Origin of the sequence: Dehalobacter sp. 12DCB1 (assembly GCF_004343605.1) — a bacterium.
GTDB lineage: Bacteria > Bacillota > Desulfitobacteriia > Desulfitobacteriales > Syntrophobotulaceae > Dehalobacter.
Genome location: NZ_POSF01000011.1, coordinates 118,181 through 136,732, shown reverse-complemented (window position 1 = coordinate 136,732; position 18,552 = coordinate 118,181). Strand labels below are relative to the sequence as shown.

Here is an 18,552-nt window from a genome sequence, read left to right as displayed (position 1 = left end):
ATGANAAATGAGANTGCCAAANGCAATTTCTTTATGAAACAGGCGGCCGAGATGGACTTTTTAAATCCGACAATACGGATTGTGAAATTGATTTATCAATTATGCGTTTCTCAGGGGAAGCCTGTTAATAATCATATCGAGGTCAACATTAATTTACCCTTGAGAGATATTTCTGAAATAACCGGAGCTCATTATGTAACCGTCTCCAAAGTATTCTGCACGCTGAACACGCTTCATATTTTAGATAAGAAGAGAGACAAGATCGTTATTTTTGATATCAGAAAGCTGGAAGAATTAACACAAGAAACACAATTATTCAAACATGATGGCACTAATTAGCATTTGTAAAATATTATCATTTATAAAATGATTATTTTCAATTTAAACTGAATCATTTAATTATCTTATTTTGTACAATGTACCTAGTCATCCGATTGACCAAATCGCTAAAAGAGGAGGTGAAAATGATGGGTACATTGTTGATTTTTGTTGCTGGCGTGTTATTTTTAGCCGCAATTCTTTTTATTAAACCTCGCGCCAAAATGGAGCAAATGTGGAGAACAGTGATTAACTGGGTCTTATTCGTGATTTGGTATGCTGTTACCTGGACGGGAATTTCCTTTATCTACATCAACGCATCCGTAGGGCATGTTAAAGCAACGAGTACTGCAATATTCCTATTTGGAGGATTAGCTATTATCCTTGCAGTTGTACTGGCACGTTTGTTAGGCTTCATCACGATTGGAAAAACGAAAAAGACAAATACTGAACAAGCTTGAAAAGAGGTCAAAAAGAATGAGTAGTGAGCAAAAAAAACAACCTCAAATCAACCGAAGGAATTTTCTGAAAGCCGGCGCTGCAGCCACATTCCTTGGTGTTGCCGGAGTATTAAAAACACCTGGTAAGTTTGCAAGTGCAGCAAGCAGTGTGCAATATGCTGCTGCGCCAGAAGGACAATGGTCCAAGATTCATCCTGTGCACGATATGGGCAGTGCTTCAGTACGCTATGTGGAAAATAATGATCAATGGTTGGGAACCACTAAGATCGTTGGAAAGATCAAGAATATCAGCGAAGCTGACGGTGGTGGTGGACTGCTATTAAGAGGTAAACTTGGCGATAAGGCATTTCGAGGATTCATGACGCAAACTCTGAGATCCCCTTTAAACACAGCAATTGCTCAAGCCGCTGGTCCTATTGCTTCGCCGGCAGTTATGGAAGGAAAGCCTGCTCCTCAGAAAATGGCGATACCTGATCCAGAGCAAATGTCAATGCACATTAAAGATCTGGGTTACTTTCTGCGTGCAGATGATATAGCAATTGGCAAAATGCCGGAATATGCCTACTTTTCCTATCATACATTAAACGCGTTTGATTTGCCGAAAAAACCTGTAGAGGAATGCGTCGTACCTGTAACTGAACGGATGCCATATGTCATCACCGTTATGGTTGACCAACATTTAGAAACGATGTTGGGTTCCACTGGCTATGACGGGATCAGTGATGCGCAGTCCTTTAATGCTTATCACGCTACAGCTAATATATCTGTCATCATAGCAAATTACATCCGCAAACTTGGTTATAATGCAAGGGCCTCTCATGCTTTCAATAACATTTTGGCAGTTACCCCTTGTCTTATCGCAGCCGGGTTGGGAGAGCTATCCCGCACAGGTAACACCAGTGCCCATCCCCGGCTCGGATTCCGCCATAAAGCTGCTGTCGTTACTACGGATCTGCCGCTTGCTCCGGATAAGCCAATCGATTTTGGCTTACAGGATTTCTGTAGAGTGTGTAAGAAATGTGCAACGGAATGTCCGGCTCAAGCCATTTCCTATGATGCCGATCCTGTGGAATATAACGGATACTTGCGCTGGAACGTCAATTCTAATACGTGCCAAATATTCCGGGTAACAAACGAAGAAGGTATTTCCTGCGGACGGTGCATGAAAGTCTGCCCATGGAATTCCAAAGAGGATTCATGGTTCCATCAGGCGGGAACCTGGATTGGAAGCCAGAATTCGACAGGAGCCAGTCTCCTTAAATCGATTGATGATATGTTCGGATATGGCACCGAGCAGATCTTGGATTATAAATGGTGGCTTGAATGGCCGGAAAATCACAAAATTCCGGAAACATTAACTACAACAAGGGCTTCATTGACAGGTGTAAAATAAGCATATTCAACGCTTAATATGGAGCGATTTCCTTCATCTGAGTACTCCACGTGTGTCTGGACAAAGAAGAGATGAAGCGCGGAAAGGTTAGCCACCAAGCAAAGGGGACTAACCTTTCTTCTACATACTCACTGTTATTATTTTATTATCTGTATCAATCCAGCAATTGTCCCATATGCAGTTTACCTAAAATATTATCATTTTCAATTTAGATTGAATCATTTAATTACCTTATTTTGTACAATGTACCTAGTCATCCGGATTGACCAAATCGCTAAGAGAGGAGGTGAAAATGATGGGTACATTGTTGATTTTTATAGCTGGCGTGTTATTTTTAGCCGCAATTCTTTTTATTAAACCTCGCGCCAAAATGGAGCAAATGTGGAGAACAGTAATTAATTGGGTCTTATTCGTGATTTGGTATGCTGTTACCTGGACGGGAATTTCCTTTATCTACATCAACGCATCCGTAGGGCATGTTAAAGCAACGAGTACTGCAATATTCCTATTTGGAGGATTAGCTATCGTCCTTGCAGTTGTACTGGCACGTTTGTTAGGCTTCATCACGATTGGAAAAACGAAAAAGGCAAATACTGAACAAGCTTGAAAAGAGGTGAACAAGAATGAGTAGTGAGCAAAAAAAACAACTTCAAATCAACCGAAGGAATTTTCTGAAAGCCGGCGCTGCAGCAACATTCCTTGGTGCTGCCGGAATATTAAAAACACCTGGTAAGTTTGCAAGTGCAGCAAACAACTTCACTGTGCAGTACGCTGCTGCGCCAAAAGGACAATGGTCCAAAATTCATCCTGTGCACGATATGGGCAGTGCTACAGTACGCTATGTGGAACATAATGATCAATGGTTGGGAACCACTAAGATCGTTGGAAAGATCAAGAATATCAGCGAAGCTGACCATGCTACTGGACTGACATTAAGACATCTACTTGGTGAAGAAGGAGCTAACGGGGTTGGAGATAAGGCATTTCGAGGATACTTGACCCAAACTCCGAGATCCCCTTTAAACACAGCAATTGGTCAAGCCGCTGTTCTTCTTGCTACGCCGGCAGCTGTGGCAGGAACAGGAAAGCCTAATCCGGATAAATTGGCGATACCTGATCCCGAGCAAATGTCAATGCACATTAAAGATCTGGGGTACTTTCTGCATGCAGACGATATAGCAATTGGCAAAATGCCGGAATATGCCTACTATTCCTATCATTGTCTAGATGTGAAAGGTATGGCGAAAAAACCTCTAGAGGAATGCATCGAACCTGTAACCGAACGGTTGCCATATGTCATCGGCTTTGTGAAAGACCAACATTTAGAAACGATGCTGGGTTCCACTGGCTATGACGGGATCAGTGATGCGCAGTCCTTTAATGCTTATATCGCTACAGCTTTAATATCTGTCATCATAGCAAATTACATCCGCAGGCTTGGTTATAATGCAAGGGCCTCTCATGCTTTCAATAACATTTTGGCAGTTACCCCTTGTCTTGTCGCAGCCGGGTTGGGGGAGATGTGCCGCACAGGTAACACCAGTCTCCATCCCCGGCTCGGATTCCGCCATAAAGCTGCTGTCGTTACTACGGATCTGCCGCTTGCTCCGGATAAGCCAATCGATTTTGGCTTGCAGGATTTCTGCAGAGTGTGTAAAAAATGTGCAGCGGAATGTCCGGCTCAAGCCATTTCCTATGATGCCGATCCTGTGGAATATAACGGATACTTGCGCTGGAACGTCAATTCTAAAAAGTGCAGTATATTCCGGACATCAAACGAAGAAGGTATTTCCTGCGGACGGTGCATGAAAGTCTGCCCATGGGATTCCAAGGAGGATTCATGGTTCCATCAAGCGGGGACTTGGATCGGAAGCCAGAATTCGGCAGGAGCCAGTCTCCTTAAATCGATTGATGATATGTTCGGATATGGTACCGAGCAGATCTTGGATTATAAATGGTGGCTTGAATATCCGGAAATGTACAAAATTCCAGAAACTATTGTATTGAAGTAAAGTCTTCATTACTTCGTTTAACAAAACATCTTTTGCCAGCTATACTGGTGTGGCTGCCGATTACGAAAAAATCCTGAAACCTTGTCAAAAACGTGATAGAGGAAAATCCGTAAACCTCCTGGGGATGTGCTCCGGGAGGTTTATCGTCTTAAATATGGATATTTTGAAGGAAAGAGCAGAAATTTAGCGAATTATTCTAAAAGTTTATATTGACAGAAAAGGAAATAGTTCCGTTTTTAAATACGAAAGGTTTTGCATAGAATAAGATCTAAGAGATACAAAATCATATCCAATCTTAATTTATGATCAATGTTGAAAAACAGTAGGAGGAGAGTATGAATAAAAAACGCTGGATTTCTATCGCGGTTATCGTTGTTTTACTGGTGATATACGTACAGACAGATGTTATTTCCGGAGGAGCAAACATGGGAAAATTGGAAAAATCCCTGTTGCCTTCGGAACCCTCATTCACCACCGGGACTTATCAGGAAGGAACCGGTAAAACGATTGCTCTGATCAACGTCAACGGAACCATTCAGTCCACAAGTGATTCATTGTCAGCCACCGATACCTATAATCACCAGATATTTTTACAGGAAATCGAAGATGCCTTTACCAATCCTGAGATTCAGGCGGTTGTCCTGGCAGTTGATTCACCTGGCGGCGGTGTGTATGAAAGTGATGAGATTTATCAGAAATTGATCAGTTTAAAAGAAAAATACCCAAAACCTTTGGTTGTTTCCATGGGTACATTGGCAGCCTCAGGCGGTTACTTTATTTCGATGCCTGCGGATAAAATTTTGGCGACTCGGGATACGCTGACCGGATCCATCGGCGTCATTATGAGCACGTATAATTACAGCGAGCTGGCAAAAAAATTGGGTGTTGAGGAAATTGTTTTCAAAAGCGGCAAAAACAAAGACATCATGAATCCAATGCGTGAAGCGACGGAAGAAGAAAAGCAGATCATGCAGGGAATCATTGATGAGTATTATGGCTATTTTGTCGATGCAGTGGCAAAAGGAAGAGAAATGGACCGGCAGACCGTCATCAAAGTCGCCGATGGAAGAGTGTATACAGCGACGCAGGCTAAATCGCTGGGCCTCATCGATCAGATCGGTGATCTGGACGGAGCCATTGCTGAAGCAGCAAAAATGATTAACGAAAGTGATCCAAACGTTATCCAATATCAAAATGAAACGCTGTTTAATTTGAATCGGCTCTTCTCCATGGTGTCTCCCCAACTTGATTTCTTGGGAATCAAACAGGATTTGCAGGACAGCGCGGTACCTACCGTGATGTACCTGTATCGCTAAAGGAGCGTGATTCAGCCATGGATATTGATTATATTACAAATAGCGGTGATCAGACAGCGGAAAGTGCAAATACAATGGAAAATGTCAATGTTGTAGATTTAAGAGTCGTTGGTTTTTGGACCAGATTCTGGGCCTTTATCATTGATCTGGCAGTCATTGCGATGAGCAGTCAGATATTTTTCCGGGTTATATGGCCTGCAGGTCTTGAAACAACAACCATTAAATCATTTGTCCTGATCAATGCACTCTTTCCGGGCATCTGGGGAAGTATATATTTCGTTTTGCTGACGATGTATTTCGGACAGACACTCGGGAAGATGATCATGGGAATTAAAGTTATAAGCAAAGATGGCAGCCCGCTCAGCTGGTCTGCAGTCGCTATGCGGGAAGTCGTCGGGAGAACACTGGCACAGCTGCTCGGCACCTACCTGGGTTATTTGATTTGCGCATTTCATCCTCGGAAACAGGCCTTGACCGATATCATCGGCGATACCTATGTGGTTTATACTGAGGATAAAAAGAGGGGCAGATGGGTTCAGATCCCGGTGGCACTGAGTGCCAATGCGGAATAAGCAATTCTATGCGACCGGCCCAATATTTGGAGGAAAACAAAGATGAACTTTATCGGCAATCTAATCTGGCTGCTATTTGGCGGCATTATCGGAGCAATTCTGTGGTTTGTGGCAGGGGTGGTTTTATGTGTCACCATCGTCGGCATTCCTTTTGGCCTTCAGTGTTTTAAAATATCCCTGCTTGTTTTGTGGCCATTCGGCAAAGAAGTTATCCTTGGCGGCTTTGGGGTCGGGGGATTACTTTTAAATATTCTCTGGCTGATTTTTCTGGGATGGGAGCTGGCCGTACATCATTTAATTATCGGCCTTATTTTCTGCGTCACCATCGTCGGCATTCCGTTTGGGCTCCAGCATTTTAAGTTTGCCCAGTTGGCTTTGATTCCTTTTGGGGCAAAAATCGTGGACAAATAAATCATTTCCATAGGTATCCCAATTAAGTTTGTTGAATAAAAGAACGTCTTTTTAGGCGTTCTTTTTAGTAGTGCTGCCTTTTATCGAAAATGAGAAAAACATGTATGGATAAGTAGATGTAAATCATTCATTATGCAGTTATTGAATCACTTTTCACTGTTCAGCAGCTAAACAGCATAATCAGGTAAAACTCCTTAAAGCAATAGAAATTTATAATTGCGTATAGATACTCGTTTGATAGTCCCTTAACTGCTGGATGTCTTTGATATAGTAATACCCGTTCGTCTGCTCGATTAACATTAATTCCTTTAATTTTTTTATAATCCTTAATGTCGTTATTCGATTTATACCGAGAAGATTGCTGATAAACTGCTGGCTGATTTTAATATTTAACTTGATTTTTGTGTCTTCTTCAACTCCGAAATTTTCGGCTAATGTTAAAAAAAGGTTGCACATCCCCCATTCTGTATCGTGATAGAGCAATTCATCAATATGATTCATATTGGAATAAAATTTCTTTGTAAGGGATTGCAAGAGAAAAAGCGTTACATTTAAGTCTTTTGCCAATAGGTCCAATAGATCTTCTTTCTTTATAAAGACTAGCGTGGTATCTATACTTGCTTTAAAGTAACAAAAAACCGGAACATTAAAAAGAACATTGGATTCTAAGAAAATACTGCTCTTCTCAAGAATGCATATGATCCGTTCATTTCCTTTGGGAGAGAATTCAGAAGCAATGACTCTGCCTTCTTTGACAAAATAAAATCCTTCCGTGACGTCTCCTGGAGACGCAATAACTGAATTTTTTTTAAAGAATAATTCCTTACCATTTTCAATAAATGTTTTGGAAAAGTTATCTAGCTTGTAAATTCTTGAGAATTCTTCAACGGGTGAGTATTTCATAAAAACCAAACTCCCCAATATTAATATAGTACTTTTCCTTTCTACCTTAATATTATCACACACTAATTATACTTTTATCAAAACAAATAAAAATGTAGCCTAGGCTACATTTGTAGTGTGGACTTCTACTATTAATTTTGAGAAATGATAACTTATTGGTAGAAAAAAATATTTTAGGGAGGAGATGTACTATGGATTTCGGTAAAGAAAAAACTGAAAGCACAGAACAAGAAAAGGCTATTCCCAAAAAATTTAGTAGACGGGGTTTCTTAAAAACCTCAGTCGGAATGGGGGTTGGGGCAGCAGGTGCAGCTATGTTAGGTTACGATGGCATAGCCAATGCTGCAGAGGTCGTAGAGCATGATTCGTATCCGGTGGAAATTTCCGCAGATTACAAACGGTATGATCAAAAATACAATGTGATTATGCGTGCAATGGCGGGAGATCCTATAGTTAAACCTTCATTTGACACTTATTTCGGAAAACACATGGGCGTAATACCGAATAAGGTAGCAGACGGCTATGGCAGACTTGAAGAGGCTATGAAAGTCGGTGCCTTTGGGGTAGAGGATGGTATCAATGGTTATCATGCTCCAGGTTTTGCCAGTCAGGGATTATACGAATGGAAGAACCCGCAAATTAGCGGCAAAGTAAACCCTGATAAATACACTTTTGAGAGCCCTGAAGCTGCAAGTAAAGCCGTTAAAAAGGCTGCAAAATTCTTTGGTGCGAGTCTGGTAGGAATTGCCCCTTATGACGAGCGGTGGGTATTTTCACGTGTATACGATATGCAAAAGATGGATAGCGTTCCTAATGATCTCCCGTTTACACCTAAAAGTGTTATTGTCATGGCTCTTGAAATGAGTTACGAGGGCTTCCAAGCTGCCCCGACATCTCTTGAACTTGCGTCTGCCGGAAATATTTATTCCAGTATGAGTGTTGTCGTAAATAAGATGTCCCATTTTGTTAGAGCTCTAGGTTACCAAACCGTACCCTGCGGCAATGACACTGCCTTGAGCGTTCCTTTGGCGATTCATGCCGGACTGGGAGAACTCAGCAGAATAGGAATTGTTATCACTCCGCAATTTGGACCGAGACAGCGGTTCTGCAAAATATTTACCGATTTGCCTTTGGCTGTTGACAAACCGATTACTTTTGGGGTCAGGGAGTTTTGTAAGACCTGCAGGAAATGTGCAGATGCCTGTCCTTCGCAAGCGATAACCCATGATAAAGAACCAAGTTTTGAAGTCTCAACGGTCTCCACAAATGGTGGTGTAAAAAGGTGGGCCGTAAATGCTGAGAAATGCTTAACACAGTGGGCTGACGCTGGTACTGACTGCGGAATCTGTATTAAAGTCTGTCCATACAACAAACCGAGCGAATGGCACCATGATTTAGCAAAATTTGCTACGAAGACGCCTGCAAGACCGATTCTAAGGTACTTTGATGATCTGTTTGGATACGGAAAAGCAACGGTTGCTGAGGCCGTAAAGGATTTTTGGAAATAAATGTAAATGCATTAATGAGAAGAGGAGAGATAAAATGATAATATTTTGGATGTTCCTGGGAGCACTCATCGCGTCATCATTTTGGTTTGTCTATATCAAATTCCAGGCTGCAGGCAAAATGTCCGTGGCCCGCTGGATTTTAACATCCATATCCGTACTGTGGGGAGCCTTTACCCTGGCCTGGATCGTTAGTAGCATTGGAGAAGACGAGATGCAGGCCGCAGGCATGGGACTGTTAATTTTCGGAGCGATTCTTCTTGTCCTAGTTATCGTGACAGTACGGTTGAATTCCTTGATTCCAAAAAAGAAAGTCAATAAAGTAGAGGCCGCATAATTTTAGTCAGGCAGACCTTTAACAGGAGCTGGAAATGAAAAACTCAACAAATAAAATCATTGTATTTGCAGCAACAGTTGTATTTCTCTTAACGTTGGGTTTCAGTTGGACTCATACAGATCGTGATATCATCCCGTTTATGAATCAAGTTTTTCCGGAAGCGCAATCTTTTCAAAAGATTGCGTCTTCCCCTGTTATATACGAAGGGAGAACAAAAGATCAAAACGGTGAGGAAGAAAGAGTTGGTTACGTCGTAATCGAGCAAGCGGTTGCTTATGGCGGTCCGATTAAAATGGTCACAGGAATTGACCTCAAAGGAAAAATTGTCGGGACGGTTATTGCCGCCCATAAGGATACGCCATCCTTCATTGATAAGGTCATCGAGCAGAAATATCTGGAGAAATTCATCGGCAAAGACATCACGGACCCCTTGTCCATTAACAAGGATATCGACCGGATATCGGGCGCTACCTTTTCTTCCCGGGGGATAGCCAAGGCCATTTCCCGGGGCAGCCATGCCGTAGCCAGGGACGAGTTCGGTCTGGATGTGAAGGATGAGGTTCAGCCGTTTAAGTTTGGCTCAAAGGAAATTGCCGTCATCGCTTTGGTCATCCCGGCGGTGATCGGCGTAGCATTCAAACAAAGAAAACTGCGCTGGATCGCCCTGATAGGCAGTTTAGTCTTCATCGGCTTCCAATACAATACATCGATTTCCCTTGCCAACATTGCCGCACTTCTCATGGGTAATTTCCCGTCAATCCGTGAAAACCTCGTTTGGTATATCCTCTTAATCGGAATCCCGGTTATCACCTTGATATTAGGAAAGAACGTTTACTGTTTCTGGCTTTGCCCGTTTGGCGCTTTACAGGAAATCACGGCAAAAGTGGGCGGCGGTAAATTTAAATGCTGCAATAAAGCAATCGAAGCCAAAGCGGCTAAAATAAGGTATATTCTCATATACCTGGCACTCATAGGTGCATTCCTGACGAAGTCACCGAGTTTTGCCGGTTATGAGCCATTCGCCACTTTGTTTGGCCGGCAGGGATTCGGTATCCAGTGGCTGATTTTGCCGGCTGTGATTTTTAGTTCTTTCTTTATCAGCAGATTCTGGTGCAGGTTTTTCTGTCCGGGGCTCATACTCAATGAGATCATCTTGCGTCCTAGGAGATATATCATGGGGATTTTAGAAAAAGTGAGCTTAGAAAACGCAAAACTGAAAAAGGTTCCGGGAATTAAAAGAACTCAAAGGACCCAAGGCACCCAAGGAACCAAAGGAATAGAAGAAATCGAAGCAAGATCTACAAATGAATTGAATAACATCGAGGTCAAAGAATGAAAAGAAAATTAAGTATGGGGGATTTATTATTTATTGTATTGATATCGACTGTCGCTATCATGATTGTGATAAGTGAATGGCAGGCTTATCACGCTATTTCTTAATCGAATATCCTAACTTCCTTATGACCTTGGCTTTCAGCCTTGGTCATTTTTACGTTGGCGAATTTCAGGATATCCAGATAAAGGATATAACGGATCAAAAGCCAGGGTCGTTAGTTGTCTGGACTACTAGTTAATCTCTGTCTTCTGCTATATTCTGAATGTTAGGCGGGATTATATTATTTCTTAAAAATGTTCTGAGCCTTTACCTCCGGAAGATGAAGATATTGGTGTAATTAATTGTGAATAGATTAATGGACAGAATGGGCGGTATTGCAATCGAAAACCGTCTTTTTTAACTCTATGTAAAACAAATGGACCTATAGGGCAAAAGATTATTTTTATTTTTGTAAAAAATATTGAAAGAGTGTAATATTAATTTAAAAAGTAGAGATAGCTAAAATAATAAAAACTGATCTAAGATAGAGACTCTCCAATTTGATTTTCTGGAAATTGGTCTTAGGGGGTGAATTAATTTTGAAAGAAATGTTTTCTAGCATCCTCAGATCACAAAGAGTATCAAAGACTTTAATTGAAGCGGGAGAGAAAGAATTTTACAAAAAAAATACAACGATAGCTTCGCCAGGCGAAATCATTGACAAATTTTATTATATTTTAAAGGGACGGGTATTATGTATAGAATACTCTCCTGAAGGTAACGAAAAAATAGAATTCATTCTTGAAGATGGAAGTATTTTCCTGGAGTCTAATCTGCTTTTCGATGTTCCGGCTTTTACATACTTCAAAGCAGTTGAAGATTCTTATATCATTCATCTATCCAAAAATAAACTTATGGAATTAATATTAAATAATCTGGATATATCATTATTTATTATGGAATCATTGACAAAGAAATTTTTTTCAAGCATGTCTCGAATAGAAGAATTACTTTTTCATGATGTTGAATGGAGAATATGCAATCTTTTTATATCAATGGCCAAATCTTATGGTATTGAAACAGAGAACATGATTAAATTGAATTTCAAAATCAGTCACCAATTTATTGGCCATTTACTCGGGATCAATAGGATTACCAGTATCAAAATTATCAAAAAGCTTAAAGGTATGAATTATATTGAGCAAATTGACGGGTACTACTATATCAAGGATTTAAACGGACTAGAACAGTACCAGGCAAGACAAAAGATTAAATAATTTTCTTACTAAATACGATTTTTCAGATATACGAACTAGTAATTTGGGCTTACTACGGTAATCCAGACTACTGGTTCTCTTTTTTTCTCCATGGTATTTTGAATTAAATAAGAAAAAAGGAGGCAAAAACATGACTTTGGTCAAACAGGATTCTGATGGAAAAAAGTTAAGACTGAGTAGGCGGAACTTCTTGAAAAAATCTATAGGAATGGGGGTTGGGGCAGCTGGTGCGGCTTTGTTAGGTTACGAGCTTCCTGGGGTAAACAGCGTAGCGAATGCTGCAGGCATTGAACAACATGATACGATGCCGATGGAGATTTCGAGTGATTACAAACGTTATAATCAAAAGAATACTGTGTTTATGAGAGCTTTTCGCGGGGATCAAATTGTTCAAGCAGACTTTTTTAAGTATGTCGGGAAAAAAACCGGTGAAATCCCTCAAGAAGGCGGAGAGGGCTGGGGTCAGCTTGAATATGCTATGGATGATGCAGCTTGGTCCGTTGAGGATGATGTCAATGGCTATCATGCTCCTGGATTCGCGAATTTAGGATTATATAACTGGGAAGGAAAAGTAAGTCCTAATGTTTACAAATTTCAAACGCCTGAACTTGCAAGCCAAGTGGTAAAAAAGGTAGCCACCTTTTTTGGAGCAGATTTAGTAGGAATCGCACCCTATGATGATAGATGGGTCTACACGGATGTTATCACTGACCCGAAGACGGCGACTTTAAAACCAAATGTCTTCCCGTTTGAACCGACAAACGTAATCGTAATGGCTTTTGAAATGAATTATGAAAGTTTTCAAGCTGCTCCGGCTCTGCTTGAAGGTGCTTCTGCCGGCAATATCTACTCCAATATGGGTGTAACGGCTCATAAGGTGGCAACTTTCTTGAGAAGATTAGGTTATCGGGCCATACCTTGCGGCAATGATACAGCATTAAGTGTTCCCTTGGGCGTTCACGCAGGATTAGGAGAACTTAGCAGAATTGGGATCCTCATTACGCCTAAATATGGACCAAGAGTCAGATTGTGCAAAATCTTTACGAATTTGCCGTTAGCTGTTGATAAACCGATTACTTTCGGGGTTGCAGAATTTTGTAAAACCTGCAGGAAGTGCGCCGACGCTTGTCCTTCGCAAGCGATATCGCATGACAAAGAACCAAGTTTTAAAACGATAACGGTATCCACAAGTGGCGGTGTAAAAAAATGGGCTTTAGATGCCGAAAAATGCTTGTCCCAATGGGCACAAGTTGGAACTGACTGTGGAATCTGCGTTAAAGTATGTCCATATAACAAACTTGATGAATGGCACCATGATTTCGTGAAGCTGGGAACAAGAACGCCAGCCCGTCCAATCCTAAGGTTCTTTGATGATCTGTTTGGATACGGAAAAGTGAGTGCTTCAGATGCGACAAAGAACTTCTGGAATAAGTAAAAATATTTTAGAAAAGAGGAGAGAATGATGATCATATTCTGGTTAATTCTGGGTGCACTCATGGTATCATCCCTATGGTTTGTCTATATCAAGTTCCAGGCTGCAGGCAAAATGTCCGTAACTCGCTGGGTTTTGACTTCCATATCCGTACTGTGGGGAGCCTTTACCCTGGCTTGGATCGTCAGCAGCATTGGTGAAGGCGAGATGCAGGCTGCCGGTATGGGACTGTTAATCTTCGGAGCCATTCTTCTTGGACTAATTATCCTTACAGTGCGGTTAAATTCTTTAATATCCTCAAAAAAGAAAGCCAATAAAGTAGAGGCCGCATAATTGCAGTGAGGCAGATCTTTAACAGGAGCAAAAATAAAAAAAATTATGAAAAAATTATTAAGTAAGATTATTGTTTTTGCAGCAGCAGTTATATTCCTCCTAACGTTGGGTTTCAGTTGGACTCATACAGATAATGATGTGATACCTTTTATGAATCAAGTTTTTCCGGAAGCGCAATCTTTTCAAAAGATTGCGTCTTCCCCTGTTATATACGAAGGGATAACGAAAGATCAAAACGGCAGGGAAGAAAAAATAGGTTACGTCGTAATCGAGCAAGCAGTTGCTTATGGCGGACCGATTAAAATGGTTACCGGAATCGACCTGCAAGGGAAAATTGTCGGGACAGTTATCGCCGCCCATAAGGATACGCCGTCCTTTATCGATAAGGTCATCGACCAGAAATACCTGGAGAAATTCATCGGCAAAGACATCACGGACCCCTTGTCCGTTAACAAGGATATTGACCGTATATCGGGCGCTACTTTTTCTTCCCGGGGGATTGCCAAAGCAGTCTCCCAGGGTAGCCATGCCGTAGCCAGGGATGAGTTCGGGCTGGATGTGAAGGATGAAGTAGAGCCGTTTAAGTTCGGAACCAAGGAAATCGCCGTCATCGCTTTGGTCATCCTGGCGGTGATTGGTGTCGCCTTCAAAAAAAGAAAACTGCGCTGGATTGCCCTGATAGGCAGCTTGGTCTTCATTGGCTTTCAATACAACACATCGATTTCCCTTGCCAACATTGCCGCATTATTAATGGGGAATTTCCCGTCCATCCGTGAAAACCTCGTTTGGTATATCCTCTTAATTGGAATCCCTATTATCACCTTGATATTAGGAAAGAATGTTTACTGTTTCTGGCTTTGCCCGTTTGGCGCCTTACAGGAAATCACGGCAAAAGTGGGCGGCGGTAAATTCAAATGCAGCAATAAAGCAATCGAAGCCAAAGCGGCTAAACTAAGGTATATACTCATCTACTTGGCACTGATAGGGGCATTTCTGACAAAGACACCGAGTTTTGCCGGTTACGAACCATTTGCTACTTTATTTGGACGGCAGGGATTCGGTATCCAGTGGCTTATTTTGCCGGTCGTGATTTTTAGTTCTTCCTTTATCAGCAGGTTCTGGTGCAGGTTTTTCTGTCCGGGCTTGATACTCAATGAGATGATATTGCGCCCCAGGAAATATATTATCGGGATTTTAGAAAAAGGGGTCCTAGAAAAAGCGAGATTGAAAAAGGTTCAGCGAATTGAAAGAACCCAAGGAATCAAAGGAACCGAAAGAACCGAAAGAACCGAAGGAATCGAAGCAAGATCAGTAAATGAACTGAATAACATCGAGGTTAAACAATGAAAAGCAAATTAAGCACGGGGGATTTATTATTTATTGTATTAATATCGGCTGTCGCCATCATGATTGTGATAAGTGAATGCCAGGCTTATCACGCTATTTCTTAATCGAATATTTAAATCTAAAGTGGATAAAAATTACTGTGTCGTAAATCTATTGACCTTGGCTTTCAGCCTTGGTCATTTTTTCAGTCTATGGATAGGCAATACCGTCGTCAGCTTTCAGTCTCTCTGATAGCAAAATAGTTAAAACTGCAACCTAGACATCTTTTTTCTTATAAGAGGATATGATAATCTTATTATAAAAAGGAAATTTCTTATTTAGGTTAAGTAGATAAATCGGGGATTCTTGGATGATTTGGTTAAATGGTTTTGACATAACGCTAAATCATTTTGGGGGTTTTGATTTTGGGAGAAAATTTTCCTATTATACTTAAATTACAAAACGCATCAAGAACCTTTGCCGAAGCTGGAGAAAAAATTTATGTTAAAAAAAATCAAGTGATTATTTCCCCTGGAGAAATTATTAATGGGTTTTACTATATCCAAAAGGGTAGGGTATTATGTGTAGATTATTCACCCAGAGGTAATGAGAAGATTGAATTTATCTTAGAAACCGGAAGTATCTTTTTAGAGTCAAATGTACTTTTTGATAGGCCTGCATCTGTTTATTTTAAGGCAATTACGGATACACAATTGGTTTATATTACTAGAGAAAAACTTTTAGATATGATAACAAACGATTTGAATGTATCGTTGTTTATTATGGAATCTTTGACCAAAAAGTTTTACTCGAGTGTGGCACAGCTGCGTGAAGTACTCTTCTATGATGTTGAATGTAGAGTATGCAACCTTTTCCTGACAATGGCCGAAAAGTTTGGAATCGAAGAAGAAAATGCAATAAAATTAGATATTAAAATTAGTCAGCAATTTATAAGTAATATTCTTGGGATCAATAGAAATACGTGTATTAGAATGATTAATAAATTAAAAAAATTAAATTATATTAATCAGATACACGGATATTACTATATTGTAGATTTTGAGGGATTAAAACAGTATCACGCACAGAAAATAGTTCAACCATAAGAAAAATTAAGGTCGGTCCCTTCTAAATCTCAATTGAATCCCTAATCAGCATTTTCATGTGAATTTTTTATTATGAAATTGTATTTTATTTGAAGCATTATATTATTGGGAGTGTAATTCCATTTGAAGCTTAGAAAAGACAATCTGACCTTTCGCTTCATGGCAGCAACTATTCTGATTGTTGTTATCGTACTAGGCATTAAATTCATCTGGGACTACAAATTACAACATCGTCAGGCCATGAATGAAATGAAGGAAAAGGCTGAGGTAATCACAAAACAGCAAATCGCTACCTGGGAGTTTATTTCACTTAACCAGGATAATATAAACTATGACGCAGAGGGTAACTTTGAATTTAAACATATGAATTGTTCTACAGTTACCATGGGGATAGGAGTATTTTTTTCAGAATTAACCAATTACCATCTTAAACCCACTAATATCTTATATCGAAACGTACAAAATGCGCCGGATGATTTTGAATTGAATGTCCTGCAACATTTTAAAATTGACCCTAAGTTGAGAGAATACTGGGCGATCGATACTATAGATGGCAAACAAGTATTCCGTTATATGGCTCCGTTGAAAATTGAAGAATCTTGCTTGTCCTGCCATGGTGAGCCCAAAGGAGAAATTGATGTAACCGGTCATCCTAAGGAAGGATATAAAGTAGGTGATTCCGGCGGGGCCCTAAGTCTTGTTATGCCCATGGATATATTTTTAGAAAATACAAGAACCAATTTACAGGGAAATGCTTTTTTCTTTCTTCTCCTCATTGTTGTCTGCGTCATCTCCATCTATTTATTGGTGACAAGACTGGTAACAAGTTCATTAAGTGAACTGGAGAAAGCGGTTAGCGAGGTTGGAAGTGGTAACCTGGATGTCGACCTTACTGGGTTACATGCTGAAGGGGAAATTAAGCAGTTAGCCTTGCATTTTCAACAAATGATCATTCAACTTAGGGATCTTTATAATAACCTGGAATTAAAGGTTGAGGATCGAACATTTGAACTGGAAAAAGCAAATGAGATTCTTAAACAACACCAAAAAGAGCTTGAAGAGGCAAACCTCAGATTGAAAGAGGTAAATAATTATAAATCTGAGTTTCTTGCAATCATGAGTCATGAATTAAGAACACCGCTTACTTCTGTTATCGCTTTCACCGAGTTGCTTCTCGTTGAAAAATCTTTTGAGGGGATTAATGAAAGGCGCCATTTGGAAGAAATCCGGGCCAACAGCGAGATTCTCTTAAGAATGATTAATAATATTTTAGATCTGGCTAAGATTGAAGCGGGTAAGAACGAAATTGTCTTGGAAACAATGGATATGGCAGATGTCATTGCCTCTGTGGAAGGAGTCATTATCCCCCTCGCCAGAAATAAAGCCATCAATCTCTCTATTAAAATAGACTCCAATATACCACTATTTAAAGCTGATCCAGAAAAGATTCGCAGGATCGTAGAAAACCTTGCTGGAAATGCGATAAAATTTACGGAAAAGGATGGTAAGGTTCAAATTAGGATTAGTTATGATATAGTCAAAAAAGAAGTACTGATAATCGTAAAGGATACGGGCATAGGTATTAAGGAAGAAGATCTCAAATATATTTTTGAAAAATTTACGCAATCGGATAGCTCTACCTCAAGAAAATATGGAGGAACAGGTTTAGGACTGGCTCTCGCCAAAGAGCTGGCAGAGCTTCATGGCGGATGGATTACAGTTCAAAGCAAACCAAATGTAGGAAGTACTTTTACCGTTGGTATTCCTGCCAGAGACATTTAAGGAGGGGGATGTAGAATTCGATGCCGGAAAAGTTTAAAGTGATGCTCGTGGATGATGAAGAAAGCATAAGAAGAGTTGTAGAACAAATATTAATCAAAGATGGTTATCAGTTCTGTTATGCTTGCAATGGAGAAACCGCTTTAAAGACATTTAAAAGAGAGAAGCCTTCTCTTCTTATTCTTGATGTCATGTTGCCTGAAATGGATGGATTTGAACTTTGTAGAATTATCAGAATGGACAGTCCTGTCCCGATAATCATGCTTTCAGCGAAAGGAGATATCGTTGACAAAAGCGTAGGTTTTAATATGGGAGCTGACGATTATATCGCTAAGCCTTTTAGCCCTGTAGAATTGTCGCTGCGAATAAAAGCCCTACTAAGAAGAACAGCTCATTTTACCAATTATGAACAAACGATGGATCATCCGAATATCTTCAAAATAAAGGATCTAGAAATCAATTGTAAACATTATGAAGTAAAGATACGGGGACAAAAAGCTGAGCTAACATCAAAAGAATTCGAGCTTCTTTGCTTTATGGCGCATAATCCCGGACAGGTCTTTACCCGGGAGCAGCTTTTTAATATTTTATGGGGCGAAGACTATGTTGGGGATACTGGCTCTATTACTGTATTTATAAGAAAAATCCGGGAAAAAATTGAGGAAGAACCGGCTAGGCCCCAATATATTGTAACGGTTTGGGGCGTGGGATATAAATTCTGTAGTATCGACTGACCTGATTTCTTAAGGGAGAGGA

General features: G+C 40.3%; 19 protein-coding genes. 18 read left to right on the top strand and 1 reads right to left on the bottom strand.

The window, feature by feature from the left end:
* Positions 1-51 precede the first annotated feature (51 nt).
* From C1I38_RS14230 to C1I38_RS04150, 8 genes are all read left to right on the top strand, one after another.
* The gene (locus C1I38_RS14230; RefSeq protein ID WP_243109293.1) at positions 52-339 is read left to right on the top strand and encodes a helix-turn-helix domain-containing protein; all 288 of its coding nucleotides are present in this window, start codon (positions 52-54) and stop codon (positions 337-339) included.
* 125 nt (positions 340-464) lie between these two features.
* Positions 465-779: a dehalogenase gene (locus C1I38_RS04180; protein WP_199698284.1), complete on the top strand. Its 315-nt coding sequence runs from the start codon at positions 465-467 to the stop codon at positions 777-779.
* Between the two features lie 16 nt (positions 780-795).
* Complete coding sequence (locus tag C1I38_RS04175; protein ID WP_119776231.1) at positions 796-2,172, top strand: reductive dehalogenase; 1,377 nt, start codon at positions 796-798, stop codon at positions 2,170-2,172.
* Between the two features lie 295 nt (positions 2,173-2,467).
* Positions 2,468-2,779: a dehalogenase gene (locus tag C1I38_RS04170; RefSeq protein ID WP_119776233.1), complete on the top strand. Its 312-nt coding sequence runs from the start codon at positions 2,468-2,470 to the stop codon at positions 2,777-2,779.
* A gap of 16 nt (positions 2,780-2,795) precedes the next feature.
* Entirely contained in the window at positions 2,796-4,184 is a 1,389-nt protein-coding gene (locus tag C1I38_RS04165; protein WP_119776234.1) for a reductive dehalogenase, read from the top strand.
* A 335-nt stretch (positions 4,185-4,519) separates the two neighbouring features.
* Positions 4,520-5,500 (top strand): signal peptide peptidase SppA, encoded by a 981-nt coding sequence (sppA, locus tag C1I38_RS04160; protein ID WP_119776236.1) that lies wholly within the window; start codon positions 4,520-4,522, stop codon positions 5,498-5,500.
* A gap of 17 nt (positions 5,501-5,517) precedes the next feature.
* Entirely contained in the window at positions 5,518-6,072 is a 555-nt protein-coding gene (locus C1I38_RS04155) for an RDD family protein (protein ID WP_119776238.1), read from the top strand.
* Positions 6,073-6,114: 42 nt separating this feature from the next.
* Positions 6,115-6,483, top strand: coding sequence for a YccF domain-containing protein (locus C1I38_RS04150; protein ID WP_119776240.1), 369 nt, complete (start codon positions 6,115-6,117; stop codon positions 6,481-6,483).
* Positions 6,484-6,693: 210 nt separating this feature from the next.
* On the opposite strand, the gene C1I38_RS04145 is transcribed toward C1I38_RS04150, so the two are convergent.
* Positions 6,694-7,386: a Crp/Fnr family transcriptional regulator gene (locus C1I38_RS04145; RefSeq protein WP_119776242.1), complete on the bottom strand. Its 693-nt coding sequence runs from the start codon at positions 7,384-7,386 to the stop codon at positions 6,694-6,696.
* Between the two features lie 191 nt (positions 7,387-7,577).
* Here C1I38_RS04145 and C1I38_RS04140 point away from each other — a divergent pair, with 191 nt between their 5' ends.
* The 10 genes from C1I38_RS04140 to C1I38_RS04095 all read left to right on the top strand — a co-directional run bounded on the left by C1I38_RS04140 (position 7,578) and on the right by C1I38_RS04095 (position 18,530).
* Positions 7,578-8,894, top strand: coding sequence for a reductive dehalogenase (locus C1I38_RS04140; RefSeq protein WP_119776244.1), 1,317 nt, complete (start codon positions 7,578-7,580; stop codon positions 8,892-8,894).
* A gap of 34 nt (positions 8,895-8,928) precedes the next feature.
* The gene (locus C1I38_RS04135; protein WP_119776246.1) at positions 8,929-9,228 is read left to right on the top strand and encodes a dehalogenase; all 300 of its coding nucleotides are present in this window, start codon (positions 8,929-8,931) and stop codon (positions 9,226-9,228) included.
* Positions 9,229-9,262: 34 nt separating this feature from the next.
* Positions 9,263-10,564: a 4Fe-4S binding protein gene (locus C1I38_RS04130; protein WP_119776248.1), complete on the top strand. Its 1,302-nt coding sequence runs from the start codon at positions 9,263-9,265 to the stop codon at positions 10,562-10,564.
* A 587-nt stretch (positions 10,565-11,151) separates the two neighbouring features.
* Positions 11,152-11,820: a Crp/Fnr family transcriptional regulator gene (locus tag C1I38_RS04125; protein WP_119776338.1), complete on the top strand. Its 669-nt coding sequence runs from the start codon at positions 11,152-11,154 to the stop codon at positions 11,818-11,820.
* A gap of 130 nt (positions 11,821-11,950) precedes the next feature.
* Positions 11,951-13,255, top strand: a complete 1,305-nt coding sequence (locus tag C1I38_RS04120; RefSeq protein ID WP_119776250.1) for a reductive dehalogenase — start codon at positions 11,951-11,953, stop codon at positions 13,253-13,255.
* Between the two features lie 27 nt (positions 13,256-13,282).
* Positions 13,283-13,585 (top strand): dehalogenase, encoded by a 303-nt coding sequence (locus C1I38_RS04115; RefSeq protein WP_119776251.1) that lies wholly within the window; start codon positions 13,283-13,285, stop codon positions 13,583-13,585.
* Positions 13,586-13,630: 45 nt separating this feature from the next.
* Positions 13,631-14,932, top strand: a complete 1,302-nt coding sequence (locus C1I38_RS04110) for an FMN-binding protein (RefSeq protein ID WP_119776253.1) — start codon at positions 13,631-13,633, stop codon at positions 14,930-14,932.
* A gap of 404 nt (positions 14,933-15,336) precedes the next feature.
* Positions 15,337-16,017, top strand: a complete 681-nt coding sequence (locus C1I38_RS04105) for a Crp/Fnr family transcriptional regulator (RefSeq protein WP_119776254.1) — start codon at positions 15,337-15,339, stop codon at positions 16,015-16,017.
* 159 nt (positions 16,018-16,176) lie between these two features.
* Positions 16,177-17,799, top strand: coding sequence for an ATP-binding protein (locus C1I38_RS04100; RefSeq protein WP_119776340.1), 1,623 nt, complete (start codon positions 16,177-16,179; stop codon positions 17,797-17,799).
* Positions 17,800-17,819: 20 nt separating this feature from the next.
* Positions 17,820-18,530 carry a response regulator transcription factor gene (locus tag C1I38_RS04095; protein ID WP_119776256.1) on the top strand — a complete coding sequence of 237 codons (711 nt, stop codon included), beginning with the start codon at positions 17,820-17,822 and terminating at the stop codon, positions 18,528-18,530.
* Positions 18,531-18,552: the final 22 nt, after the last annotated feature.